At 43.5% G+C, this 25,824-nt stretch carries 24 protein-coding genes; 6 read left to right on the forward strand and 18 right to left on the reverse strand.

What is annotated here, in order from left to right; genetic code table 11:
- Positions 1 to 79: 79 nt before the first annotated feature.
- The 3 genes from BMX95_RS17385 to rpmB all read right to left on the reverse strand — a co-directional run bounded on the left by BMX95_RS17385 (position 80) and on the right by rpmB (position 791).
- Positions 80 to 253: a DUF4295 domain-containing protein gene (locus BMX95_RS17385; RefSeq protein ID WP_014218834.1), complete on the reverse strand. Its 174-nt coding sequence runs from the start codon at positions 251 to 253 to the stop codon at positions 80 to 82.
- Between the two features lie 95 nt (positions 254 to 348).
- Complete coding sequence (rpmG, locus tag BMX95_RS17390; protein WP_014218835.1) at positions 349 to 531, reverse strand: 50S ribosomal protein L33; 183 nt, start codon at positions 529 to 531, stop codon at positions 349 to 351.
- A gap of 23 nt (positions 532 to 554) precedes the next feature.
- Positions 555 to 791, reverse strand: coding sequence for a 50S ribosomal protein L28 (gene rpmB / locus BMX95_RS17395; RefSeq protein ID WP_014218836.1), 237 nt, complete (start codon positions 789 to 791; stop codon positions 555 to 557).
- Positions 792 to 1,281: 490 nt separating this feature from the next.
- Here rpmB and ppk1 point away from each other — a divergent pair, with 490 nt between their 5' ends.
- From ppk1 to panB, 3 genes are all read left to right on the forward strand, one after another.
- On the forward strand, positions 1,282 to 3,402 hold the full coding sequence (gene ppk1 / locus BMX95_RS17400) for a polyphosphate kinase 1 (RefSeq protein WP_081202946.1): 2,121 nt from the start codon (positions 1,282 to 1,284) through the stop codon (positions 3,400 to 3,402).
- An 8-nt stretch (positions 3,403 to 3,410) separates the two neighbouring features.
- Positions 3,411 to 4,313, forward strand: a complete 903-nt coding sequence (locus BMX95_RS17405; RefSeq protein WP_081202763.1) for a Ppx/GppA phosphatase family protein — start codon at positions 3,411 to 3,413, stop codon at positions 4,311 to 4,313.
- 241 nt (positions 4,314 to 4,554) lie between these two features.
- The gene (gene panB / locus BMX95_RS17410; protein WP_081202762.1) at positions 4,555 to 5,376 is read left to right on the forward strand and encodes a 3-methyl-2-oxobutanoate hydroxymethyltransferase; all 822 of its coding nucleotides are present in this window, start codon (positions 4,555 to 4,557) and stop codon (positions 5,374 to 5,376) included.
- Positions 5,377 to 5,823: 447 nt separating this feature from the next.
- On the opposite strand, the gene BMX95_RS17415 is transcribed toward panB, so the two are convergent.
- The 3 genes from BMX95_RS17415 to BMX95_RS17425 all read right to left on the reverse strand — a co-directional run bounded on the left by BMX95_RS17415 (position 5,824) and on the right by BMX95_RS17425 (position 8,126).
- Positions 5,824 to 6,201: a hypothetical protein gene (locus BMX95_RS17415; protein ID WP_090519493.1), complete on the reverse strand. Its 378-nt coding sequence runs from the start codon at positions 6,199 to 6,201 to the stop codon at positions 5,824 to 5,826.
- A 105-nt stretch (positions 6,202 to 6,306) separates the two neighbouring features.
- Positions 6,307 to 7,071, reverse strand: a complete 765-nt coding sequence (locus BMX95_RS17420; protein WP_165759030.1) for a LytR/AlgR family response regulator transcription factor — start codon at positions 7,069 to 7,071, stop codon at positions 6,307 to 6,309.
- Positions 7,068 to 8,126: a sensor histidine kinase gene (locus BMX95_RS17425; RefSeq protein ID WP_165759029.1), complete on the reverse strand. Its 1,059-nt coding sequence runs from the start codon at positions 8,124 to 8,126 to the stop codon at positions 7,068 to 7,070. Before BMX95_RS17425 ends, BMX95_RS17420 begins: the two co-directional genes overlap by 4 nt.
- 150 nt (positions 8,127 to 8,276) lie before the next feature.
- On the opposite strand from BMX95_RS17425, the gene BMX95_RS17430 reads away from it, so the two are divergent.
- From BMX95_RS17430 to BMX95_RS17440, 3 genes are all read left to right on the forward strand, one after another.
- Positions 8,277 to 8,579: a DUF1330 domain-containing protein gene (locus BMX95_RS17430; RefSeq protein ID WP_081202758.1), complete on the forward strand. Its 303-nt coding sequence runs from the start codon at positions 8,277 to 8,279 to the stop codon at positions 8,577 to 8,579.
- A 249-nt stretch (positions 8,580 to 8,828) separates the two neighbouring features.
- The gene (locus BMX95_RS17435; RefSeq protein WP_081202757.1) at positions 8,829 to 9,314 is read left to right on the forward strand and encodes a hypothetical protein; all 486 of its coding nucleotides are present in this window, start codon (positions 8,829 to 8,831) and stop codon (positions 9,312 to 9,314) included.
- Between the two features lie 147 nt (positions 9,315 to 9,461).
- A complete protein-coding gene (locus BMX95_RS17440) occupies positions 9,462 to 9,905 on the forward strand; it encodes a DoxX family protein (protein WP_081202756.1) in 444 nt (147 codons plus the stop codon).
- A 1-nt stretch (position 9,906) separates the two neighbouring features.
- Here BMX95_RS17440 and BMX95_RS17445 read toward each other — a convergent pair whose 3' ends face one another.
- From BMX95_RS17445 to BMX95_RS17500, 12 genes are all read right to left on the reverse strand, one after another.
- On the reverse strand, positions 9,907 to 10,467 hold the full coding sequence (locus BMX95_RS17445; protein ID WP_081202755.1) for an SMI1/KNR4 family protein: 561 nt from the start codon (positions 10,465 to 10,467) through the stop codon (positions 9,907 to 9,909).
- A 2-nt stretch (positions 10,468 to 10,469) separates the two neighbouring features.
- The gene (locus BMX95_RS17450) at positions 10,470 to 10,886 is read right to left on the reverse strand and encodes a hypothetical protein (RefSeq protein WP_081202754.1); all 417 of its coding nucleotides are present in this window, start codon (positions 10,884 to 10,886) and stop codon (positions 10,470 to 10,472) included.
- Positions 10,887 to 10,889: 3 nt separating this feature from the next.
- Positions 10,890 to 14,987 carry an RHS repeat-associated core domain-containing protein gene (locus tag BMX95_RS17455; RefSeq protein WP_081202753.1) on the reverse strand — a complete coding sequence of 1,366 codons (4,098 nt, stop codon included), beginning with the start codon at positions 14,985 to 14,987 and terminating at the stop codon, positions 10,890 to 10,892.
- A 22-nt stretch (positions 14,988 to 15,009) separates the two neighbouring features.
- Positions 15,010 to 15,591: a nucleotide exchange factor GrpE gene (locus BMX95_RS17460; RefSeq protein WP_090519495.1), complete on the reverse strand. Its 582-nt coding sequence runs from the start codon at positions 15,589 to 15,591 to the stop codon at positions 15,010 to 15,012.
- A gap of 46 nt (positions 15,592 to 15,637) precedes the next feature.
- Complete coding sequence (locus BMX95_RS17465; RefSeq protein ID WP_133053991.1) at positions 15,638 to 17,002, reverse strand: hypothetical protein; 1,365 nt, start codon at positions 17,000 to 17,002, stop codon at positions 15,638 to 15,640.
- Positions 17,003 to 17,050: 48 nt separating this feature from the next.
- Positions 17,051 to 18,871 (reverse strand): type VI secretion system Vgr family protein, encoded by a 1,821-nt coding sequence (locus tag BMX95_RS17470; protein ID WP_081202750.1) that lies wholly within the window; start codon positions 18,869 to 18,871, stop codon positions 17,051 to 17,053.
- 57 nt (positions 18,872 to 18,928) lie between these two features.
- Entirely contained in the window at positions 18,929 to 19,318 is a 390-nt protein-coding gene (gene tssD / locus BMX95_RS17475; protein ID WP_081202749.1) for a type VI secretion system tube protein TssD, read from the reverse strand.
- Positions 19,319 to 19,434: 116 nt separating this feature from the next.
- The gene (gene tssD, locus BMX95_RS17480; protein ID WP_081202748.1) at positions 19,435 to 19,821 is read right to left on the reverse strand and encodes a type VI secretion system tube protein TssD; all 387 of its coding nucleotides are present in this window, start codon (positions 19,819 to 19,821) and stop codon (positions 19,435 to 19,437) included.
- Positions 19,822 to 20,069: 248 nt separating this feature from the next.
- Positions 20,070 to 21,452: a DUF5458 family protein gene (locus BMX95_RS17485; protein ID WP_081202747.1), complete on the reverse strand. Its 1,383-nt coding sequence runs from the start codon at positions 21,450 to 21,452 to the stop codon at positions 20,070 to 20,072.
- Between the two features lie 43 nt (positions 21,453 to 21,495).
- Positions 21,496 to 21,948 carry a hypothetical protein gene (locus BMX95_RS17490; protein ID WP_081202746.1) on the reverse strand — a complete coding sequence of 151 codons (453 nt, stop codon included), beginning with the start codon at positions 21,946 to 21,948 and terminating at the stop codon, positions 21,496 to 21,498.
- A 326-nt stretch (positions 21,949 to 22,274) separates the two neighbouring features.
- On the reverse strand, positions 22,275 to 24,761 hold the full coding sequence (locus BMX95_RS17495; RefSeq protein ID WP_081202745.1) for an ATP-dependent Clp protease ATP-binding subunit: 2,487 nt from the start codon (positions 24,759 to 24,761) through the stop codon (positions 22,275 to 22,277).
- 11 nt (positions 24,762 to 24,772) lie between these two features.
- Positions 24,773 to 25,822 (reverse strand): PKD domain-containing protein, encoded by a 1,050-nt coding sequence (locus tag BMX95_RS17500; protein WP_081202744.1) that lies wholly within the window; start codon positions 25,820 to 25,822, stop codon positions 24,773 to 24,775.
- Between the last annotated feature and the right edge of the window lie 2 nt (positions 25,823 to 25,824).

Here is a 25,824-nt window from a genome sequence, read left to right on the forward strand (position 1 = left end):
TTGGGTGTTTCACTTCAGTGAACGCAAAAAAGCTCCGACAATAGATCGGAGCTTTTGATAAGATACTTCCTTACCCAAATTATTTACCGGCTAAGAAATCCTTAACCTTGTCTTTGTGTACGATATTCTCTTTGAAAGTATATGCACCAGTCTTCTCACTGCGTACAGCACGAATTACTTTCGTCCAGTTCTTTGCTTCAGCGGCTGCCTTAGCATCTTTGGTTTTCGCGTTCTTTGAAGCTGCTTTTGCCATGACTCTAAATTGATAATGTGATAATTAGCAAATTCCAAAATTAATACAAGCTGCGTTTAGCAATTGCACAATGGCAAATTTGCTAATTGTCAACCTTACTTAATTTCTTTATGAACCGTTACCTTTTTCAGGATCGGGTTGTATTTCTTCAGCTCCAGACGTTCTGGAGTGTTCTTTTTGTTCTTATTAGAAATATACCGGCTGGTACCAGGCAGGCCGCTGTTTTTGTGCTCAGTACATTCCAGGATTACCTGAACACGGTTACCTTTCTTTGCCATTGTTATAACGCTTTAAAAGTTAATTAGATTTTTTCACCCCTTGCACGCAGTTCTTTCACTACGGGCAATAAACCTCTTTTGTTAATTGTACGAATACCTTCAGTTGATAACTTGAGGGTGATCCATTTATCTTCTTCGGCCAGGTAAAAACGCTTAGTTTGCAAATTCGGTAAAAACCTACGTTTGCTCTTAATATTGGAATGCGATACTTTGTGTCCTGTTACGGGAACTTTACCTGTCACCAAACATACTCTTGACATGACGCATAAAATTTAGGACGGCAAAGGTCGGAAAATCTAGGTAATTCACAAACTAATACCAAACTTTTTTTAGCCACTTTTCAACATCTGTGGATATTATGGGTTTGGAAATGTGTAAAACAGGCGAAAATGGGCAGTTATTCACATTTTTCGGGCCGCTCTGGCATCACTAATGACAAATCAGTCCCACCAAAGTTCGGTCTCCATGGCTAATCCATAAATTAAATTGCCGACAAAACTTCCTCATTCGGGTTCGTATTGGGTTGGTACGGGTGTTTTGGTAAGTATGATAGGCTTTTTGATACTTTCTGGCCAACCGATTTAATAATTACTTAATTTAATTTTAATTTACGCCTTCTCACCTTTGGCAGAACTTCTTCATACCCAGTTGTATGAAGGCATGATCCGGGCACAGAAATGGAAACTGTTTCTTTAACCTTAAAAAAGGAGTATCACGGTGAATTCTGCCAATACAAATTTGAGCACACAGATGAAACGAAAGACAATCGCCAGGGACATTAGCTGGTTATCTTTTAATGCCCGTGTATTGCAGGAAGCCGCCGATCCCAGTGTACCATTACGGGAACGGGTAAAGTTTTTAGGCATCTTCTCCAATAACCTCGATGAGTTCTTCCGGGTTCGGGTGGCTACCCTTAAACGCATGACCGAAGTGGGTAAAAAGAACATGCACATGGAGGTGGCGCCCAACAAGATCCTCGACGAAATACAACAGATCGTGCTTGACCAGCAAAGCCAGTTCAACCGTATATGGGAAGGCATAAATAAAGAACTGGAAAAGGAAAAGATCTTCCTGGTTTCCGAAAAAGGCCTTAATAAAGAGCAGCAAAAGTTTGTTCATACTTTTTTTGAGGAAGATGTGCGCATGAATACCATTCCGCTGATGGTGGAAAGTATTCCGCATTTCCCCTACCTCCGCGAAAAGTCACTTTACCTGGGCGTGGTGCTATCGCGGAAAGACGGCAGCATGAAACGCAAATATGCCATCATTGAAATCCCTGCCAAATCCATCGGCCGGTTTAAAATATTACCATCGCCGCAAGGGCAACACCATATTATATTATTGGAAGATGTGATCCGGTTTAACCTGAAAAGCATTTTCTCCTATTTCGGGTACGACCGTTTTGAGTCGTGGGTATTTAAAATAACCAAGGACGCCGAAATAGATATGGACAGCGACATTTCAACCACCCTTATTCAAAAAATTGAAAAGGGCGTACGAAACCGTCGCAAGGGCAAACCAGTGCGGTTTGTATTTGACAAGCAAATGGATGCTGGTCTGCTCGATTACCTGATCCGGAAACTGAACCTGTCGCGCAAGGACAGTCTGATCCCCGGCGGCCGCATCCATAACTTCAGGCATTTTATGGATTTTCCGGATGTATTTGAAAAGAAGGGGCACCGGAAAAAGCCATTTATGCACCCGATGCTGAAAAATGCACCCCGGGTAACGGATGTGGTGCTGTATACAGACATCATGCTGAATTACCCCTACCACTCCTTCAACCCTGTAATTGAGCTGCTTCGTGAAGCGGCCATTGACCCCGATGTTACGGCTATTAAAATAACGGCCTACCGGCTGGCCACCAATTCAAAAATAGTGAACGCCCTTATCAATGCCGTGCGAAACGGCAAACAGGTAACGGTGATGCTGGAACTGCGGGCCCGGTTCGACGAGGAGGCCAACCTGGAGTGGAAAGTGCGACTGGAAGAAGAAGGCGTTAAAGTACTGATCAGCATTTCCGACATGAAGGTGCATGCCAAAGCCTGCCTTATAAAAAAGCGGGTGCTTAATCACACCATTCATTACGGTTTTATCAGTACCGGTAACCTGAATGAAAAAACGGCCAATTTCTACGGTGATCATTGTTTGTTAACGAGCGACCGGCATATTATGGCCGACGTGAACCGCATCTTTAACTTCCTGGAATCGCCCAAGACTGGTATGCGCTTCCTGAAGGCGTGTAAAACGATCATCCCCTGCCCCACCGATCTGCGCAAGGAATTGCTGAAACTGATAGGCCGGGAAATAAAATTCGCCAAAGAAGGAAAGCCGGCTGAGATCATTTTAAAAATGAACTCGCTGAGCGATGAAGCGCTTATTGAAAAACTGTATGAGGCAGCCCGGGCGGGTGTTGAATTGAAACTCATCATCAGGGGTATCTTCTGTATGTATTCAGAAAGCACCAAATTCGTAAAACCCGTAAAGGCTATTAGTATAATCGACGAGTACCTTGAACATGCCCGGGTGTTTATTTTTCACAATAATGGCAATGAAAAGGCATTTATTTCGTCTGCCGACTGGATGGTACGCAATCTTGATCACCGTGTTGAGGCAACCTGTCCTATCTTTGACGAGAATATTAAAAAAGTGTTGAAAAATATCCTGGAAATACAACTTAGTGATAATGTAAAAGCCAGAATTTTGGATAACGAATTAAGTAACCGGTATGTGCGGGACCGGAAGATAAAAAAGGTACGGTCACAGGTGGAGATATATAATTACTTACATCAAAAAAGCAATGGAATACCCGATTCATCCAATGCAGAGGTTTCAGAAATTGTAGCAGTGGGTGAAAAATCGGCGGTATAAAACGACACATGAAACTGGCGGCCATAGATATCGGAAGTAATGCGGCACGATTGCTGATTTCGGAAGTTATTCTTTCCAGTAACAGAAGACCTCAATTTCAAAAGGTGAACCTGGTACGGGTGCCTTTACGGTTGGGCTTCGATGTATTTGACCAGGGGAAGATCTCGGAAGAAAAAGAAGACATGATCCTGAACACTATCAAGGCTTATAAGCTGTTGATAGATGCCTATGGGGTAAAACATTGTAAAGCTGCTGCCACTTCGGCCATGCGCCATGCATCTAATGCAATAGCTATCCTGGAACGGGTTAAGAAGGAAACGGGCATTCCCATTGAGGTGATCACCGGTGATGCAGAGGCTTCCCTTATTTACGAAAATCATATTGCAGAAAATCTCGATAAAAATCACACCTACTTATATATAGATGTAGGTGGCGGCAGTACCGAACTGACCTTTTTTGCCAATGGCCGGCTTATCTTCAAACGGTCTTTTGATATTGGCACTATTCGCCTGCTGAAAAACCAGGTTGATGATTATTTATGGAGTGAAATGAAAGATTTTGTGAAGCGCGAAACCAAGCCCTATCACGATATTATGGCCATTGGCAGCGGTGGCAACATCAATAAGATATTTTCCCTCTCCAAACGAAAAGAAGGCAAATCCCTGCCTTTGCAGCTGTTGAAGGATTATTATAAAGAATTCAGCAGTTTTTCTGTCGCCGACAGAATACGCATTTACAAATTACGGGAAGACCGGGCCGATGTGATCGTTCCTGCCCTGTTCATTTATGTAAATGTGATGCGCTGGGCCGGTATTGAAGAAATTTATGTGCCCAAAATTGGGTTGGCCGACGGACTTATTCAACATTTATATGACGAGTTGAAGGAAAAGGGGAAAGTCATTTTCAGTTAACAGGTTGACGGGTTAATTGGCTAACCTGTCAACTTGTTAACCCTGCTGCCCCTGTCAACCTGCTCATTTCTAGAAGTTTATCCCAAACTTTTACAATTCTCCCTTTTACAAACGTAATTTCTCATTTCAAATTCCCTACCTTAGCAGGCGCTAATAACTGCGTGGAGCATTAAATGTGTTTTATTCTAATGCAGAGCCATATTCCCTCCCGCCCATACACACACAGTAAAAACTCCCAGGTATGTCGGTACACGCTAACAAGGAAGTAAAAAAAGTAACGACCCATACGTTACAAAAAATGAAGTCTGTTGGAGAAAAGATCTCCATGATAACAGCTTACGATTATTCTTTTGCCCGGTTGTTTGATGAAGCCGGTATTGATGTAATACTGGTAGGCGACTCTGCTTCCAATGTAATGGCAGGGCATGAAACTACCTTACCTATTACGCTCGATCAGATGATCTACCATGCATCTTCGGTTATTCGCGGTATTAACCGTTGTTTTGTAGTGGTTGATCTGCCGTTTGGTACTTACCAGGCCAACTCCAAGGAAGCACTGGCTTCAGCCATCCGCATCATGAAGGAAACGGGTGCTCATGCCGTTAAACTGGAAGGCGGTGAAGAAGTGCTGGAATCGGTAAAACGCATTGTGGCTGCCGGTATCCCGGTAATGGGCCACCTGGGTTTAACACCCCAGTCAATTTATAAATTTGGTACCTATACCGTACGGGCACGCGAAGAAGCCGAAGCGAACAAACTGCGTGCAGATGCCAAATTATTAGAGGAAGCAGGCTGTTTTGGCGTTGTGCTGGAGAAGATCCCGGCGCAACTGGCCAGGGAAGTATCAGAATCGCTCATAATACCCACTATTGGTATTGGCGCTGGTATGCATTGTGATGGCCAGGTGCTGGTAATGCACGATATGCTGGGCATTAATACCGAGTTTAAGCCCCGGTTTTTACGGCAATACCTGAACCTGTACGAACAGATCATTGGCGCCGTAAAGAACTATGTGCATGATGTGAAGGCTAAGGACTTCCCTAATGATAAAGAACAATATTAGAGCTAATCAGTTGACAAGTTAATCCGTTAACAGGTTAGCTTGTCAACTCTCTCTTATCTCGCTATTATATCCGCATTCAATACTTCGTACGTAAGCAGCTTATCCCGCGTTCTTTTCAATTACTGTAACAGCTGTTGTTCTGCCTATTACTTCGATCTTATTATAGAATAACTTATCGTTAAATATACATGTATAGTGTGCGTGTTTTTACGAGCGGGTGTTTGTTAACAAAAGGCTGGGACCTTATTAAAAAAAAGAAGCCCTATGTAGAAACACGGGGCTCAAACGATTGCTTGCCATATGAAAGTGCAAATGTAAGGTTAATAGTTTTACAGTTGTATTTCCTTAATGTTAAATATTGTTAAGAATAAGTGTTTTTAAAACATTTGTGAGTCTGGGTGCTGGTTTCACGATAATCATTGTCTGGTATATTACCCAGATACCATGTTATTCCCGGTTCGCTCTTCGTTGTTTAAACTCTTCTTTCATTTCTTTTTGCTGTTCCTTGTAGATCTTAAACTGCTCTTTTGTTAATACATCCTTCATTTGCCTGTTTCTGGTATCATTTAACGACTTGAGTTTATTGCGCTTGACCATTTTGGGCTCATTCGATTTCTTTAATTCAGTGACTCCTTCAAACCAGGTGGTGTTGATGGCATCTACTTTTTTTGATTGGTCTTCAGATAAATTCAATTTTTGTTTTAGCTCCTGGTATTTGGCTTTTGCTTCCGTCTTTTGTTCTTCTGACATCTTTGATTGAGCTGAGACATTAGTTGCCAGTATTACCAATACCAGCATAGCAGTGATTTTAATGATCCTTTTCATATTTTTAGTTTCCATTTTAATACAAAGTACACCATGCGTATAGCATAGATCAGGTTATGTATCTTAAGCTGACATATTTAACTGTAAAATGACCGATTCAACACTTCAGCCTGCCATCCATTCGCGAAACTTACCGGCCTTTGCTTTACTTACCAGAACGGGTTCTTCGGGGTTGGGTAGCAAATGGAGGCAAAACCGTCCATTGAAGTAATGTTCGATTTCCTTAATGGCTTTACGGCTTACCAGGAACTGTCTGTTGGCCCGGTAAAATGCTTCGGGGCACAATTCATCTGTTAATTCATCCAGGCTTTCTTCGAGCAGCCAGTGCTTTTTATCGAATGTAATGCCGCGTACGACCCCACCCTTTATTTCAAAAAAGGCAAATGCATCAGCCTGAACCGGAATAAGGCGGTCTTTATGTGGGATAAGGAAATGGCGTTTATAACTGCTTGCTTTTGTTATTTCACGGGTTATTAATTGTAATTGTTGTTCAGGAACCACCGGCTGATTGCGGGTAGTAAGACGTTGAAACTTGTCAAGCGCTTGCTGTAATTTTTCCTTTCGTACCGGTTTTAATAAATAATCGATGCTGTTCACTTCAAAGGCCTTAATGGCATATTGATCATAAGCGGTAGTAAAGATCACCGGAACATCGATCTTACACTGTTGAAATATGGCAAAGCAGGGACCATCGGCCAGATGGATATCGAGGAAGATGAGATCAACCAGGGGTTGGGTGCTCAGCCAGGCTACCGATTCTTCCACCGTATCAATAACTGCTGCTACATGGGCGGCTGGTATAATGTCGGGCAACAAATTATTTATTTGTTGCACGGCATTTTCTTCATCTTCAATAATTGCAATTTTCATATCTGGTTCATTAAAGGAATGGTTACTGAAAAGCTGCTTTCGGTTTGTTGAATGATCAATGAGTGATTTGACAGATACTGGCATCGCTGGTTTAAATTCTGAAGCCCCACTCCGGTTGAAGGTTCCGGCCGATGTCGCTGTTGCCGGTTATTTGTTACTACCAATTCTGCGGCCTCATTGTTAAAGATGCGAATATGCAATGGTTTGTTATGCGAGGCTATATTGTGCTTTACCGCATTTTCCACTAAGATCTGTAAAGCCATAGGTGGAATGCGGTATTGTTTACTGGCAGGTATAACCTGTACTTCAATCTGCATTTTATTTCCATACCTGCCTTTCAGCACTTCGGTATAAGCGGCAATGAATTGTAGTTCTTCCTGTAGTGGTATTGAATTCAACTCATGACTTTTTAAAGCATAACGATATACGTCAGACATGTTATTCACGAAGTCTACTGCTGCCTGTTGGTTAGTTGTGATCAATGCATTGATGGTGTTTAGTGAGTTGAATAAGAAGTGTGGGTTTACCTGGTTCTTCAGTACTTCATATTTAGTTTCGGCATTTGCTTTTAATAAAGAAGCATTCGTTAAGCGCATTTGGTAATTATATAAAAGCAGCCGAAAGACCTGCGCAAACAATATGGTGAGTATAACAGTGATCACCATGTTAATATTGAAAAGGAATTTAAATAGCGGTGCATTTGTTCGGGGAGAAAATAAAAATACGTGAAAGCGAAACAGCAATGTGTTGAGGATAAAAAAAGTAAGGATACTTATTAAGGTGCGTTGCCAAAATCTGTTATAGTTTATGGTTATAAAACCAATTTTTCCTGTGTGCGTTTGCAAGTGTATAATAAAATACACAATGGAAGTAAGAAATATGTAAAGCGCTCTTAATGAAAGCTCAGTTACATTGGTTTCCACTGAATATCTTCCAGGTGTTAACCGTTGCCATAGTAATAAGCGGGGCAATGAAATTAAAACGGTAATGGCCAGTGAAGTGAGCAGTACCAGGTTTATACGTGATGATACAATATATTTTGGATTGGCAGTCATAGCGGGTTCATTGTACATAGACTACCGGCCAGCTACAATGTTTATTGGCTGGCATAATATTTTTAAATTAACAAAATACTAGTCTGAGGTTAGGTGAAAAATACGCAATTTGGATGTCGCATTTGACAGTAAAGTGCAGAAAACCCTGACATGATACACTTAACACAGCTGATTTATATAAAAGAAGGACAGGAAGAAGCCTTTTTTGAGTTTGAGAAAATGGTTCTTCCGCTTTTGTGGAAATATAACGGACAACTTCTTTTACGAATTCGGCCAACAAGTAGTACATTTGTAGATAGTTCAATTGAACCGCCATTCGAAATCCACCTGGTAGCTTTTGAAAATGAGCAGGGTCTTGAGCAGTATCAACAGGACGAAACGCGAAAAAGCTATCTACATCTTAAAGAACAATCTGTAAAATCTGTTGTTCTGATAAAAGGTTCACAGGTCTGATAAATCCAGTTTATTCTATCTACATTTTTTTTATTAACCGGGTAATCCAACGGTGCGCGTGTAAGGAATGTCAAATTTGGAAAAACCTGTCCAATTATGGGACGGTAATTACTGATATGCCTGCACTAATTCATTAAGAATCATTCATCAGGAATATGGTATGGCAATTGGGTATTTTACATAACTACTCAATACGCTTTAGTGTATAATCTATACCGAGTTTTCTATTTATAATATAAAACGGATACTATGAATTCTAATTTACCCGGTAAATTGTTAAAGAGGAAATTGATGGAATTAAACAGCGCTTTGTTTTTTGCTGAAAATGACTCTTTGTTCAAATTACCGAATCACCTGGTTACTGAAATGGAGCTGAACGATGATGGGGATGAGATCAGGTTTGCTATCCCTAAACCCGCCCAGGATCTTGAAGCATTTGACAAGGAATTCCCCGTTCGCATGGAGTTTTTCAAAAAGGGAATTGCCTATCGCCTGAGAATTCAGGGTAAAGGGTTTATCATTGAAGATGCTGCCGCACTGGATAATTGGTTGAGCGCTTCCCCTACCCGCCAGGAAAAAGCAAAGAATGAACCGATGATCATGGTGAAAGTAGTGGTGAAGTATGTTGATTACACTGGTAATATCAACAGTTCATTCCCAAGCAAACTGAAAATGGCAGGTATGCAAATTTTTGATTCGCTGTTCTCGCATAAAGGAGCAACAGTTTCCGTTTAAACATTGATTAAATAGTTATAACAATCCTCCTCCGGCTGAGCTGTGAGGAGGATTGTCGTTTTAGGGCGTTTCAGACGCTTCAGAAGCGGATGGTAAAATAGTACTACCTTTATAAGGCTCTTTCTTTATTAATCTAAATTTTGCCATATGAACCTCCTACAACGACTTGAGTTTTGGGGTGACAGGCACCATCCCAAATGGGCAGACATCTTACGCTGCGCCCTTGGCCTCTTTCTGGTATACAAAGGGATTGAATTTCTCGAGAACATGAGTGGTATGATCGGCCGTATGGGCTCCTTCCTGCCAAACAGCTATTTTTCTTTAAGCTTATTAGGGCACTATATTGTTTTTGCGCACCTGGTTGGCGGACTTATGCTGGCAGTGGGTTTACTTACCCGCGCTGCCTGTATCATGCAGATACCTATTTTACTCGGTGCCATTTTCTTTATAAACCAGTCTATGTTCCGGCCGTTTCAGGAAATGACTGTTACCTTAATTTGTTTAGCCGGTCTTATTTATTTTCTGATAGCTGGTAATGGGCCCTGGTCGGTTGACAAATATTTTGATGAGAAGAAAAAGATAGAGAGGTAGGTTATGAATATTCGTCCAGCTGGTCTTCCACCCAGTTATCGAATGATTTATCATAAACGTTCACTATGTCATCGCCTGTTCGGGGAATGGCAACGTTAAAGGTTCTTTGAACCCATTCCCTGAAGCGGGGATTAATGGTGTCGGGATCGTATCCCTCGTTTTCTTCGGGCGGCAGGCTGAGGTCGCAAAAACCGATTTCGTCGTAACCAATAGAAAGCAGACGAAGAAAGTCGGTAAAATTATTGGCCAATATCAATCGCTCACCCCCTTCAGAGCCCATATGAACGACTTTATAAGTATGGTTGGCATCGTCGCGCCAGAGTGCATACATTGATCCATCTGCGCTTTTACCAAAAATGCCAAAGTAGTCGTTCACATCATTGAAGCCCATCCAATAGGTGATGGCTTCCTTGTCGTCATTGGAAAAGATCCTGAAATAGCCGCTGATGGGAAAACCATTTGCATCTGCCCAATCACATAACTGTTCCAGTTCTAAAGGAAAAGGAAACCCCTCAGGGAATCCTCTTCTTACTTTATCTTTTAAAGCGATTTCAGTACTCATAGTTATACTACATCAAGGAAGGTTTCCAGTTCAGTGATCATTTCTTTTGAATAGAACCACAATTCCCTTTTGGTGAGGTCTTTCTTTTTAAAGCTCATCAGGATCATTCCTATTTCCTGTATGTGGATGTAATCTTTTTTGGTTTCATACTTAAAACCTCTCAGGAGGGCGTCAATGTCTTTAGCATTGAAAATATCAATATCATTGAAGAACACGCCTTCCTGGTAATGCATTTCAAAGGTTACCAGAATGTCTTTGTTGAACACGTAATTGATTTTGTCACCAAAGATCTTCGTCTCTTTGAGGTATTTATCGGTTTCTGTACTCTCGTGAATATTAACCATCTCCTGCACCTTTTTCAGTGGCAATCCGAATTCGATATCGTCGAGTCCTTTGAAGGGTTTGATAACTTTTTTCATCTGTTATTTACATTTAGCTTTCAATCTTGTTTTATCTGCTTTTGTGATCAGGCCCAGTTTATAGGCATGTCCTATACCTTCCCTTAATCCTCTTTTGTACTTTCTTCCGAAGTTATGCATTATATCGTCAATGTCCATTTCCATAGCAGCTGACCAGTTACCCGCACGAATATGCCGGTTTTGTCTTAGCCGCCAGGCAGCAGCACCGTGACCAGAACCACAACTGGCTGTAAGCCGGTGATCAGCATAAGTCATCCATACAGTAGGCGCTGACCCATGACCGGGCAGGCTGGGTGTGGTCCTTCGTAAATTCTTATAAGAAGCCCATGCCGGAAAGTGATTCACCTCGCCACCGGTATTGTATTTTCTTACCCGGTAATAGGATCCACCCTTGATCAATCCAAACACGTCAACCCAGAAATTCACATCGGGCACATACGCATAAAAATTAGCACCTGCATGTAACCCAACAGGGTCCTCGCTGATGTAAAGGCCTTCTTCCGGGCTATAATACCTGAACCGGTTGTAATACAAACCCGTTTCTACATCTTCATACTGTCCCTGATACCGGAAAGGTATAAAATTTTTGTTTCCGATCAACGTTTTGGCCCGCCCGTAAATATCCATTACCCCTTCCCATATTTTTTCCCCCTTTTCATTATAGGCTACTGCAGGCGTTCCCAGAAAATCGCTGATGATGCTGTATGTTTCCCCGTCTTCAATTTTTGCACAGGGCACAAATCCTTCGTGTTCGTATACCCAGGTAATTCCTTTTACGCCGGCTGTATGGAGCGGGTTGGGTTCTTCTTTATCATAGAGTATATCACCCCATTCATTTACTACAGCTATTGGCTTTTCCTGTTCATTGTAGGTCCACTCCTGAATCGCCACTTCATCATCCCATAACCAGCGTGTAATTTTTCCATCAAAGGTTTTGGATATACGCCTGCCCAGTGCATCATAGGTAAATGTGACGGCCTTTTTATCCGCACGAATCACCCTTTTCAATAGGCCGGCGGCATCCCATTCATAGGTGGTTTTTTGTTGGGTTGCTTTTTCTGTTTTACTTATCAGGTTGCCTTCTTCATCGTATTTATATAGATACTTTTCGCTTTCCTGCAGGGCGCCGGCAGCGTTGTACTTACGGTCAGTTTTTGCGGCGGTTTCATAAATATTACCAGTGTCATCAACTGCCCGATGCTGCTTCTGGCTATCTGCGTATTGGGCAAAGATGAGGTTGCCGGCCGCATCCTGTTTAAAACTGGTGTTGGCTTGTGCCATGGCATCAAAAATACCGGTAAGCCGCTCATCGGCTACCCAGGTATATTTTTTCCAACGCTGTACTACACCCCGTCTGCTTACTTTATGTTCATTCGGTCTGCCAGACTGGTCATACTTCCATTCACTGATCAAATCGCCGGGCAATATTCTTTCCAGTTCATTGCCTGTTTGATTGTATTTCATTTGTGCCTGCCATTGTGCGGGAGCTCCGCCATTCGAAGTAACAGCCGCCTGCATTCGGGTGGGCAGCCCAACGTTGTTCAGGTCGAATTGGATGTTGGCGCCCAGGCTTGTGTATACCCGGGTTCTATTACCCAGTGTATTGAACTCGCTGAATACTTTATAACCATCCTGTTCTTCTATTACCAGTTGATCCTGTTTGTTCCTGGTAAATCGAATGTTGCAATGTTCATTACTTGCTTCCTTTAATTCTCCATTGGGTTCGTACGCATACAGGCACCAGCTTCCATCATAATAGTCTGCCCGGGTTATGCGGCTGTTGGCATCGTATTCGTATTTTGTATAACGGTCGCCCGGACGGTTCACCCTGATCACTTTACCGGTAGTATCCCGATCGTATTGCCGGTGTAAGCCATCAAAACCTTTTTCGGCAATCACTTCGCCCCGTTTATTGTAATCGAAAATATAGCGCCGGCCTGCCTCGTTTACAACAGCCTGCAACTGTTCTTCTGTATCGTACAAAAAACTCAGTTCCTTATTTTGCTCAATGCGTTTTTTGACATTACCGAGCGCGGTGTATTCATACTGTACGGTGCCATGGTTATCAGTCTCACGAATTACTTCGTCATACGCATTATATTCTCTTTTTATCAGCTTGCCATTTGGCAGGTTAATGGTGCGTATGCGGTTAAGGGCATCGTATTCAAGGAAACGTACTTCACCTGCAGCATTACTGGTTTGTATACAACGGCCCAGAGCGTCATACTTCCAGGTGGCGGTGGTGCCATCGGGCAATTGTATGGCGGCCAGGTTCTCATCTTCGTCATACCTCAATAATGTTTTGGTGCTGCCTTTTTGAACAATAGCCTCCATTTGTCCGTCAACATTGTACTCATAGGCTAATGTAAGCCCGTTAGAGCGATTGATGAAGGTCAGGCGCCGCATAACATCGTAACCATAGGTTTCACTATTGCCATTGGGAAATATCACAAGCTCAATCTGGTTGTGATCGTTATAATGGTACTGGATAACGGAGCCATCGGGGTCCATCTGTTCTTTCAGCCTGTATTTCTCGTCATAGGCATAACCGGTAATATTACCGGCCTCGTCTATCTCCCGGTAAATGTCAAAGTCTTCGGTATATTCTGTGTACCGGCTATTGCCGTAGTGATCGGTTTCCTGAACACATAAATTATTTTCATCGAAATGATAAGTGGTGGTTTCCCCCAGTGAATTGGTAACCAGGTTATAACCTTTGTAATATTCAATAAACCCTTCCAGAATACCGCCGTCACCCCAGGTATGTACGCACCGTTGTTTGGTATCGTATTCCCAATAGAAGCTTTGACCGTTGCGATCGGTCTTTTTCGCCATCAGATGGTCCTGGTATTCGATGGTTAACAGCTGGTTCAGCGCATCGCTGACAGAGATCAAATCTCCCTCATCGTTATATTCATAGCTCACCAGCTTCTGTTGCGTAGCGCGATGGTTTACCTCAACGGAGTTGATGCGGTGCTTTTTATCCAACTGTAAAAGCAGTTGCCGGCCGGCGGAATCTGTTATGGCTGAGATGTATCCGCCGGTGTAATGCAACTGTATGCGATTGCCGCTGTAGTTTTCAATAAACGACAACTGCCAGCTTTGTGACTGTTGCTGATGATTGAAATGATAATACAGGGACTGGTCATAATCTTCCAGTAAAAAATGACCATTTTGTTTACGGCGGAGCAATATTTTTTCCTGCGGATGATAATAGGTTTCTCCATAATACAGCAAAGGGAATACAACCAGGCGGCCATCTTCCATGGTTACCGACAAACAGCCTTCTTCCGGCCACAGCTGTATACAACGATCATAACAAAGATGTACGCCATGGCCCAGCTGGCCCTGAATAGCTGAATCGCTGTCCCAGTTGCGTGTCCACTTTAAAGGAATAGGACCAGGCAATTCAAAATCGGTGTATTCATAATTTACCCGGCCAGTGATCAGGTCTACCGGTTCAAAACCCATTTTACACAACATATTACCGAGCTTTTTGGTAGAGGGGAATTTCTTCAGCACCTTATGATTGAGTACTTTCAGCAACTTACCGCCCAGTTTACCAAATATTTTCAGCAGGGAACCAAAGGCAAAGGCTTTTAATAAAGCCATCAGGCTGAAATTCGGTACCAGTGGACCACCCACCATTACCGGTTTACCCCATTGCAGGGGAATACAAAATGAGGTGGGAAGATAGAGTGAAGGAATGGGGATGAATTTTTTCCCCGGGCGGAATGACAAGGGTATACCAATATCGTTACACGTCATCAGCATATACCCTGCCCCACTCATTGGAGCACCATCAACCGATACAGTTTTACTGCCAAAGAAGTTCTGGCTGTCGTGCCCGATGATGGGCATCAGTGAAAACCCGATGCCGAAGGGAATATGTACAAACGTGATGATCATACCGCCTGTATCGGTATTGCCACGCGGCACGTGATTTACTTTTACGGTAGCGCCAATAAAGGGAAGATAATCGAATGGATCTATTACCAGACCTATATATGGGTGAGGAAGCGGAATAAACGGTATGGGGGTGTTCACAAAGTGAATATCGATCCCTATTACCGGTTTCAGGTGCGTGTTGGCTACGTACATAGAAAAAGTTTCTTGTTTCTATTTACTGATTGCTGTTTTCAGAGATGTTGGCGGCCGGTTCTATTACATGCTGAAATAACGTTCGTACGGAATTGGTACCGTACTTAATTTCATTAGATGCAAAAGGAAGCAGTTGCCGCAAGATGGATTTTACGTCTACGCTTTTCGATTCGCAGAACCGTACCAGGTCGCCGAAATAAACCATTTCATCCCGGGCATCAGATCCCAGGTTTCTGGCTTCAAACAATAACAGGCTTAGCACTAAATATTCATGGCTGCCGCTTTGTATATTTTCTTCCAGTTCATCGAAGGTGGGAGTAATGTAATTTTTCAATCGGTTGGTATCATTCAATATGGCGTCTATTGCCTGCAGGTCTTTAAATGAATTTTCGGCCAGCGATTCCCCTATCGTTCGGCGGATATAGGTCAGTTCCGGCGCTATCTTTTTCCGGTATTCCGATTCAATGGCGCGTATTTCTTCTACCCAGTTGTCTTTGGTAAAGTCGATACGGTTTTCTTTTGCCCGCAATTCATCCACATACTTGAGTGTTATCTCCTCATCTATCATTTCAATTTTCGACCTAAGAGAACTCATGTTTTCCATACTGCTGATTTTAAGGATAATGTTTACTGGTTTATTGATGTGGTTTTTATGAAACCATTATTTCTCCTTTGTTGGCCTCCCTTATCTTCTTCCTGGTATAATTATGTTTCAGTTCTTCAATACTTTTTTGCCAGTCATCACCATACGCACCGGTCATTTTCGCAGACACTTCCGCTGCAAGACTGTCTTCCTCCCGCTGTTGTAGCTGCACATAATCATAAGCCATAAATGGATACTCCGAAGCCTGTATTTCTTCCTCCGTTAAACGATTGGTGAGTTGTAAGGCCTTTTTCGCTGCCTGTAGTTTTTCTTCGCGCCAGCCTTTGTAATCGGCAAATACCCAGGCTTTATAATAAGCAGAAACGGCCTGGGTGGTAAATTCAAATCCTACAGCTTCATCACCGGCTTTCATAAACCACTCCAGCGCTTCTTTTCTTTCTTTCTGGATCTGGCAATCGGCCCCTTTGTAAGTATAATATTGCAACAGCAGGGGTTTTAGTGATTCATTGCCACCGGCAATTTCCTGTTTACACAAACGGATGCCGGTATCCAGCAGGGTATTGATCATTTCATGGTCTTTAAAATTGAACAACATGCCGGCATAAGTGATGTAGGCTGTAGCGAGTAAACTTTTATCTCCGGTCTTTTTGCCGCTTTCAATAGCTTTTGCTCCCCATTCATTAAGCAGGGATTTGTTCTTTTTGTTGGTGGCCTCGCCCATTTCAAACATACATTTTCTAAAAAATGCATAGGGGTCAGTGGCCGCGCCTGCCGTAGCAATTTGCCTGATGGCGTCCTGCATCCGCAGATCGTGTTTCAACGTTACCGAATGATCGGAATAGTTTTCAAACACCTCGCCCCAAAAGTTTTCCTGCACATGATCAAATACCAGCAGTTGTATGCCCGGGTGTTTGGGTTGTTCCATCCACCGTTGCATCCAAAGCAGGAATTGCTGCGGGCTGCTCATTTGTTTGGGCAATAATCCAAGCACAAACAACGCATCCGGTTGTCCGCTAAAGTCTCTGTAAGATTGGATCATTGCAGGCAACAACTGGTCACAGGCAGCATAGTCGTTTTCGGTTACGGCCTTTCTGAAGGGTGTAACATCCCAAACACCTTTACCAGCTTTTGCCAGCAGCTGTTGATTTTGATCGTCGTCATATTCATGCAACCAGTTTTGTAAGAGGGCATGACTGTAAGTATTTGCCTGGTTGGAATGGGTATAAAAGAATACAAACAGGTTGTCGATTTTTCCGTATGGGGAAGCTTCCAGCCGGCAAAACCCTTCGTACATACGATGTTCTTCCGGTTTCAGCATCCAGCGGATAAGCTGGTGATGAGGCTGGACGTTCTTTTTCCAAACCTGCACCATCTCGTCTATTCTGACAGTAATTGGGTTATGTTCATTCATAGTTAAGGTCGCTTAGTTTTCAGAGTCATATCATGTGAAAAGCCTTTATCAGCAATTCAGCTTCACCTGTCCGCCGGCAATGGAGGTAGTCACTGCGCCATTGGCTTCTATTGTGCCTTCTGAATCCAGCGCCAGTTTTCTTCCGCCATACACTTCTACCTGCTTCTTGCCACCAATGGAGACTTTATTTTCGGAACCTACATTCACTTCTTTTGCAGACATCACATTGTTTTCATTTTTGCCGAACAGCGTTGACGTTTCAGATAATTGTCCATCGAACTTCTTAGAGGTCATGGTTATTTCATCTTCCGCCACCATGGTAATCTTTTTGGTCTTTAATGTGATCTCGTCGGTAGCATCGATCAAAACCGTTTTATTGGATTTAACCGTTATATTGCCGGCCCCGTCGATAAGCATACTGTTGCCGTCTTTATCTTCCACAAACACACTGCCGTCTTTGTCGTTCATAATTACTTTATTGCCGCTGCGGGTTTGCAGGGCTTTTACATCATTGGCGCTGTTGCTGTAGGTATTGCTGGCTTTGCCATGGTACACAGTGCCGATGATATATGGTTTTATTGGGCTGTCGCCTTCAAAACCTACAATAACTTCTTCGCCTACTTCGGGAATAAAGAACATACCCTTGCCACCGCCGCCATGCGGACTGGTAACGCGGATCCAGGGTGTTTTTTCCGTCCCATTCATCCAATGGAATTTAACACGTACCCGTCCCAATCCTTTAGGATCGTGGTTATCGGTTACCATGGCGCTTTGTGTTTCGGAATGCGGCATGGAGCCTGCTTTCACCGGTGGTAATTTTATAGTAGAAGGAACTGCGGTAAAGTCGTTGTTGTAATTCCCTTGTCCGTCGAAATAATGGCTAATGGAAAGAACGGTGTATTCACCATAACTTTCGCCTGCCATGTTATAAAGATTGTTTCCCTGTATATTTATGTTGCCCCCAATTTTAACACCCGGATGTGCACTGCTGCCTGAGAAGCGAACCGTATTACTGCTTTGCATGGCCATGCGGATATTGATGGCATCATCCAGTTGTTTTTTATTACTCACAAACTGGTTGTTCCACACTTTGGGCTGGGTGGCGTATACGTTGTTACTTGCCTGAAATACATGACGGCCCAGATCATTAAGACCGGCTTTGCTTTCAATGCTTTGCGGTGTGCTGGTATATACATCGTGATTCAGGTAATCGTAAGCCATCATTTGGCTGTTGGCAGGTTGTACCTGTAACGCCATACTAAACCGGCTGATATTGCTGCCAAATGTCAGGGCAGTTGCTTCTGACGCTTTAGGCGCGCCTATTTGTAACTGGTTGCCATCGTAGTACAACCATTCGCCATAACTGGAGCAAAGAAAATTGAGGAACTGCCAGGCAGTTTGTTTGTATTGCACAGTATAGGCCAGTGTTTCAGGATACGATGGGGAAACCTGCGCCTGCAGTAAATCTTGCGGAAAATGTTTCAGTACATCCTGTGCAATGTTCTTGATCGCTTTTTTCTCCCAGCTTTTGCAGTGCGGGCCGTTGTCAAGTACAATGGTGGGACTGGTTCCGGAGATGATAATGTTACCGGTGTGACCGCTGAACCGGTCGGCTTCTACCTGCATTACGATGCCCCTGAATTGTAAGCCGCTTCCGGTTGTGGGGGTGCTGAAAGATGCCTGTAAAACACCTCCTATCAGGTTACGGGAGGATTGCAGCATACCGCCTTCCAATCCTTCCAGCGATTCTGCGGGACATACCAGGCGGAAGTAATGGTGATCGAAAATATTTTGGGTTAGCTGAAAAGAGGTAATTTGTTTAATAGGAGTACCGGCAATGGTTATATTGCTACTAATTAGTTGGGCCATAAAAAATGTTATGTCGTTTATGGTTATTGATTCCGTAAATGGTCGGTTAGTCGGGAATTACTGCGGCCAGTTGTTTTTGAATTTTGATTCATTCAGTTTTACTTCTTTGGCACTGAGCGTTATTTGCACCCGCATCGGACTGTCACTGTTGTGATCATAGGTTTCGTAATAATCAACACAGTGTGCATCGTTGAACTGCAGGCTTTTTAGTTTACTCATGTTATCGCGACGATAAAAAGTAATTGTACCGCTTTTTGTTTGGGTTGGACTTATCATCCAGTCGAACAAAGCAGTTTCACCATTGCTTTCTACGACCAGCGTAACAGCGCCGCCTTGTGGAATGGCAGTTGGTTTGCCGGTACCGTCGGTTGCCTGCGTAAAACGGTAAGCACAATGCAGGATGTTCATCTCTTCGCCATCCAACTTTAGTTTTGCTATAAATGACATGGAATAATGATTAGTGTTTTAGGATGATCACATGGTGTTTATTAAAAGGAGCCATTCACCCCGATTGCTCCGGAATGAATGGCGGACCCTTTACTCACTACTGATGATACTTTTGATTATACCCACTCATTTTCATGTTTACCGCTGCCCAGTTCAATTGATTTGGCGCTCAGCGTGAAGCTTTCAGTTAATGGGCTGGTGTCTGCCCCGTCGAAGTTTTCGCGGTACTCAACCAGGTATGCTTCACCGAATTTCAATTCTTTCAGCGTAGCGTTGTCATCGCGTTTGATGAAAACGATAGAGCCATCTTTACGCTCGAAGTTGTTTGTCATCCACTCCAGGAAAGTGGTGTCGCCAGTAGACTCTATTGTCAGCTGGATCTTGCCGCCACGGGTGATAGATGAAGGACGACCAGTTGCATCTGTCTCCTGTTTCAATTGATAGTTACATGCCAGGACATTAACTTCCTTGCCAGCCACTTTAAGTTTTGCCTTAAATGACATAATTAATGGTTTTGAATGATTAAAAAATAATGGTATATAGACCAATTTATAAAAAACGATCCCTGTTGGCCCACTTAAGCGGGCCAATAAATACTAACAGTTAATGTTGCCGGATCTTCTGGTGTTATACAATGGAGCAAAAGACTCCTGTCAGCGTTATGGGTTAATAACACTGTTGACGAATACTACAGTTAGGTTGCCGTTTGGGGATGGTGTAGATATGGATTTTAGATGGCAAGCATGAGCGTCTATTTATCCTGCTCGTATTTAGAAGACCAATCCACTTCAGAATCGTCTCCTTTTTGCCCTTCCAACTTGATCATGAAAGTTTTTGCGGGGAAATACGGTTTCAGATGAATGTCGAGGTAAATGCGGTCTTTTTGATTTGGATCCTGTTCAAACCGCTTGATAGTAAAGTTTTCAATCAATTTATTGGGTCCGGTAATACCGTCGAGGAACTTCACGATCTGGCCGTTCAGTTCTTTACGGGTGCTTGCATTGAAGTTCTCAAAAGCGCGACGGTTTAAAAAGTCCATCATCACTTTGGTTACATAATCAAATACCCGCACCACTGAATATGTCTGTAAACCCAGGTTGTCGCCATTGAATAATGTTTTGGCAGAGAAGGCCATCACCTTGCCATATTCTTTTACCATTGGGATCAACCCCAATTTTTCCAGACTGGCAATTTCGCTTTTCTTCAGGTCGAACCGAACGCCATCTACTTCATTGATGCCACCAAATTTTTTACCGGCTGTAACCTGCGACATCAGGGTGTTGTAGATCTTTCCGGCGAGTGCGCTCGATGGTGGTATCAGCAGGTCTTCTTCTTCGCCAATTTCTGCAAAACGACCGCGGCCAACCAGCCAGTTACAAGCCATGATCACGTTGGAACGATAAGGATCGCCACCAGTAAGGTTAGCGGCTTCAAACAATTCCATTACATCGTCTGGTGAATCCAGGTCTTCAAAATCGGTCACCAGCATCACCTTGTTTTCGTAAGCGATCTTTGCCCATTTCTCTACCACTTTGTTGCTGCCAAGGTAACCGGGCAGTATGAGTAAGCTATAATTGTTGCGCAGATCGAGGCGGTCGTAGTTATCGGTCAGTTCATTATGGATGGCATCGATGAAACGCGTATTGTCCAGATCTCTTACCTGATCCGGGTCAGCATTGATCACCGATACATTTTTTACTTTGAGGCTTTCTGTATTCTTGAAGAAAAGGGCTACAGAGCGATATGATCTTTCGAGCTGCCCGGTTTCTTTTACGGCTTCTTTCAGGTTCTTTCTCAGCACCTGACCCGCAATTTCTGAGCGCTCGTTACAGGTTTGGATCATCTCTGCAGGCTCATCGGAAGTTTGCAGTATATCCAGCCACAGCTTCAGCGTTTTTTTAAGCGCAGTACGTTCGTCTTTTTTGCTGTTCTCTTCGAGGAAGATCTTTTTCCTTGCTTTTCTTTCGGGATTGATATTTTGTACAGCGTCTATAGCTGACTCCAACAAATCGAAACCGCCGAATTTAGCAAGCCCCTGCACACTGTTTTCCAGTTGTTCAACCGGTTGGAGTGCCAGCGATTTTTCTTCTTTAAGCGCCGTTTGCTGGGCGGGTTTAATGGATTCAGAACTCATGGTTACAAATTAATGGTAAAGGAAAAATTAAATAGTATGGATGTTACCTGGCTGAGTCAAGTTCCTGTATAAGTGACTGCAAAGCTTTTATAATGTGCTCTTTTGTTTCCGGATTGGCGAGTGCCTGTTTCAGCAGCTTATTGGTCTTCAACTGCTTTATTATTTTCTGGTATTGCAATTGCTGCATGTTCACATCCCCCAGGTACTCACTTTGGGCAATAATGCCTTTGGCGCCAAAATCTGACAGCCCTTTAAAGTGAAGTGTTTCCCGGCGCATGCCGCCGTCTTCTGTTTCAAAGGTCATATCAACTTTGGGTTTGAAGTGTTCAAACACCTCGTCGATACTTGTTAAGCCTTCTGTGATAACAGGTTTAACTGGTGGGTCATGTGTGAGTTTTTCGGCCAGTAATACCCGGTTTTGTGGGATGTCTGCAAAGGCTTCGAAGGCATCTTGTTTTACTTCCGTGCCGCCAATTCCGTATGGCTCAATGCTCATGATAGATATTTTAGGTTTTCAGATTAAGACCCGCTTTCAGCGATGATTAGTCGAATTAATTTACGAACAAAGTGGTTTGACGGATTGGATATCAGAAGAAAAAGTCCCGAGTCGATTTTACAAATTTCATTCCTAAATATTAATACGCCAGCACTAATTGTCAAAAATCCCCAGTAACCACATCGTAAAAATACTCAGCGAACTTGTTTTTAATCTGCCCTTAATATGGACTATTAAATTTACATATTTCCGTTAGTCAATCGGACAATTCATATAGAATTAATGTTGCACCGTGACTAACTCTGACATTTACATGTCTGTTATAGTTATAACACATGAGTCGCGCTATTCCATAAGAAATTACCATTTTCATCTGCATCTAATTTTAATAACGAAGTACCGCCCGCTCCTGCTTCACCACTTATGATCTTTCGCGACAGAGGCCGGCGCAGGTTATTACGAACAACACCTGCCAATGGCCGCGCCCCATATTGGGGTGCAAACCCTAACGCTGCTAATTGTTTTTTAGCCGCATCGGTTAGTTGTAAGGTTATACCTTGTTTTTCGAGTGAATCGTATAACCCCTTCAATTGAATGTTAAGAATGCGTTCAACCATTTCACTGGTCATCGGTGCAAACGGGCAGATCTCCGTTAACCGGCCTAAGAACTCGGGCCGGAAATAATTGCTCATGATCTCCATTAACCGGGTACCTGAAGGCACCTCTTTTTTGTTGAATGAGTCCACCACATACTGGCTGCCGATGTTGGAAGTAAAAATGATAAGCGCATTGGAGAAATCTCCCTCCTTCCCCAACTTATCGTGCAGCTTGCCTTCATCCATGATCTGTAAAAAAATATCAAAGACCGATTGGTGCGCCTTTTCAATTTCATCGAACAACACTACCGAATAGGGTTGCTGCCTGATCTTGTTAATAAGCAATCCGCCTTCTTCATAACCCACATATCCCGGCGGTGCTCCTATTAATAAGGCGGCGCTGTGTTCTTCTTTAAACTCCGACATATCGAACCGGATCATCGAGCTTTCATCCTGGAACAGGAAATCGGCCAGTGCTTTGGCTAATTCTGTTTTACCCGTACCCGTTGGCCCCAGGAAAAAGAAGGAACCTATTGGCTGACCAGCTTTACCCAAACCGGCTCTTGACTCCAGAATGGCTTCACTGACAGAGCGAATGGCATGGTCCTGCCCTACTACCCGTTGCTTCAGGATCTCTTCCATTTTCAACAGCCGCTCTTTTTCCTGCGCCTGCACTTTCCCTATGGGAATACCTGTTTTATGCGCTACTATAGCAGCTACGTCTGATTGATTAAGCATCAACCGCTCATCGGTTGCCATTTGAGACAACGCCACGTAAGCGTGGTTTAAATAGTTTATAATTTCACCGGCATCTTTCATTTGTATTGGATCAGTTTCAGCTTCAACCGCGGCCCATAAAATAGGACTGATCTTATTGCGCAATTGACTATAATGCCATTTCCAGTCATCGATAGTAACTGAGTCTTTTTGCATAGCATCAAACACCAACTTCATGTCTGCCACTACCTGTTTGCCAGTATCCCTTACCAGGCGAAGCGCTGCCATGGCGTGATCGGCCAGGTCTATAGCCGCATCGGGCAACCGGCGGTCTTTTACATAACGTTTCGCCAGCCGGATGGCATCCTGCAGGGTGTCATCTTCTATTGATATCGCATGGTGTTTGCTGTAATGCGGCATAATCGTTTGCATCATGCGAAAGGTAGTGGCCACGTCGGGTTCTTCTACCTGTATTACATCAAAGCGCCGGGCAAATGCTTCATCCTTTTCAATGTGCTTTCGGTATTCCTCCAAGGTGGTAGCTCCTATAACGGTGAGCTCACCACGGGCCAGTTCTGGCTTTAATAAATTGGCAGCGCCGGCCATAGCACCCTGTTTATCCATCAGTACGTGCATTTCGTCGATAAACAGGATGGCTTTGTCAAATTGTTTTACTTCCTGAATAATGTTCTTCAACCGCTCTTCTACTTCTCCCTTGTACGAGGCGCCGGCGGCGAGGGCGCCATTGTCCAGTTCAAATACCTGGGCATGCTCCAGGAAACGCGGCACTTTCTTTTCTTCAATAGCCAGCGTAAATCCGTCTACCAATGCCGATTTACCAACACCGGGTTCGCCAATGATCAGCACATTTGGTTTCGACCGGCGGCCCAGTATTTCGGCCATCGCCCTGATCTCTTTATCGCGACCGGTAATCGGATCGATCCTTCCGGCTTTGGCACGTTCGTTTTTATGGGTGCAATATTTTAACAGCGCCTGGTGATTGGCAGGCTTTGCAGTGCCATTGGTATTACCAATACCTGTTATTTTATTAAGGGTGTTATCGGCAATGGATTGCAGCAACAACTCCTGCCGTTGTATGGGGAATGTTTTTAACTGTTCATAACTGAACCCAACACCTGGTGTGCTTAAGGCGGCCAGTACGTGCAGGTTTTCCAATTCGTCACTGCCTGTCATTACCCGTATGGTGTCGGCTTCTTCCATGACTGCTTTTACCGGTTCATCTGCGGTAAGGGTATCATCGAGGCGGGTTGCTTTGGGCAATGACTCCATACGTACCTCAGCCCACTCTTCCAGGTAATAAATGTCTTTATCCAGTTGTTTTAACAACGATTGCAGTCCGGCGTCTTTATGCAGCAATGCTTTTAGTAAATGTGGCGGGGCAATATGCGGGTGCATATTCTCCCGGGCAATAGCCTGGGCTATATGGTTCATTTTTTTGAATGAATCAGATATGGGGGTGCCTAATAGTGTTTCTGTCATTGATTAATGGTTTAAAATATTCCCAGGAAGCCTTGCTTCATTTTCAGACTTACATTTAACCCAATGAGACAATTGGTTTCACTGCTTTTTATTTGTTGTACGTTCAGTTGTTTTATCTTTTTATCATTCTTGATGGAACTGAGTTTTGTACAGAATTGGTTAAAGGTGATCTCGGTCCCATTCAGGCTAACCGGTACATTCAGGTTGTTACAGAAATATTGGGAGAAGTTTTCGGCGGTTAAATAGTTGTTCACCACACCGCGCAATTTGCTTTCAAGATCCTGTTTGCTGATGTTTACGCCCTGTGGTTTGGGCGGCTCCGTAATTGCAGGTTGTGGACGGCTTTGTTCTTCCAGTGTAGGCGTTTGTGGTTTGGCCGGTACTATTACAAAGGAAGGCCCGGAAGAACGTGCTGGCGTGCGGGCATTTGACCGCGAGGGTGCCACTGTTTTATCGTTCACATACACTTTACAAACCCCGAGTTGTTTGGGATCGTTGTTCAATACCAGGGAAATGGTTTTTAATCCCGGAGTTTTATATACATAACTGGCGGTGGAGGCGGTAGCGTCAATCACAGCGGTTTCGCCAAAACGCCATTCCCAGCTATGAGCGCCGGGTGTAGTGTCCTGAAAGGTTACTGCTTTGCCCACTTCAGCCTGCTGCGGACAAATAAACCGGGGCTGCAACAGTGGATTTTCAAGTTTGGGCGCCCGGGTAATATAAACAGTTTTGTATTCGGTACAGGTTCCGTTAACGGTTAAAGCTACCGTGTATTCGCCAGGCAGGTTGTAAGCATGCACTACCGAGCTGATATTGGTCTGACTGTTCTCATTATCGCCAAAATCCCACTGAAACTCTTTGGCGTACAAGGCGTCGGTCTCAAAATGAATAGGTTCGTCAGTGCGGTAGAAGTTCGCTTTTGCTTTTATATGAAAATCGAAACAATGTTCATAATTCTTGTATTTAAACCCGGTGATCACCAAACCCAGCAAAGCCGTAATGATCATTGTAAGAATGACCCTTTCGTCGAGATATGCCAGCTGTATTTTTTTATTTTCCATAC

This window comes from Niastella yeongjuensis (assembly GCF_900110245.1).
In the GTDB taxonomy this organism is placed as follows: Bacteria; Bacteroidota; Bacteroidia; order Chitinophagales; family Chitinophagaceae; genus Niastella; species Niastella yeongjuensis.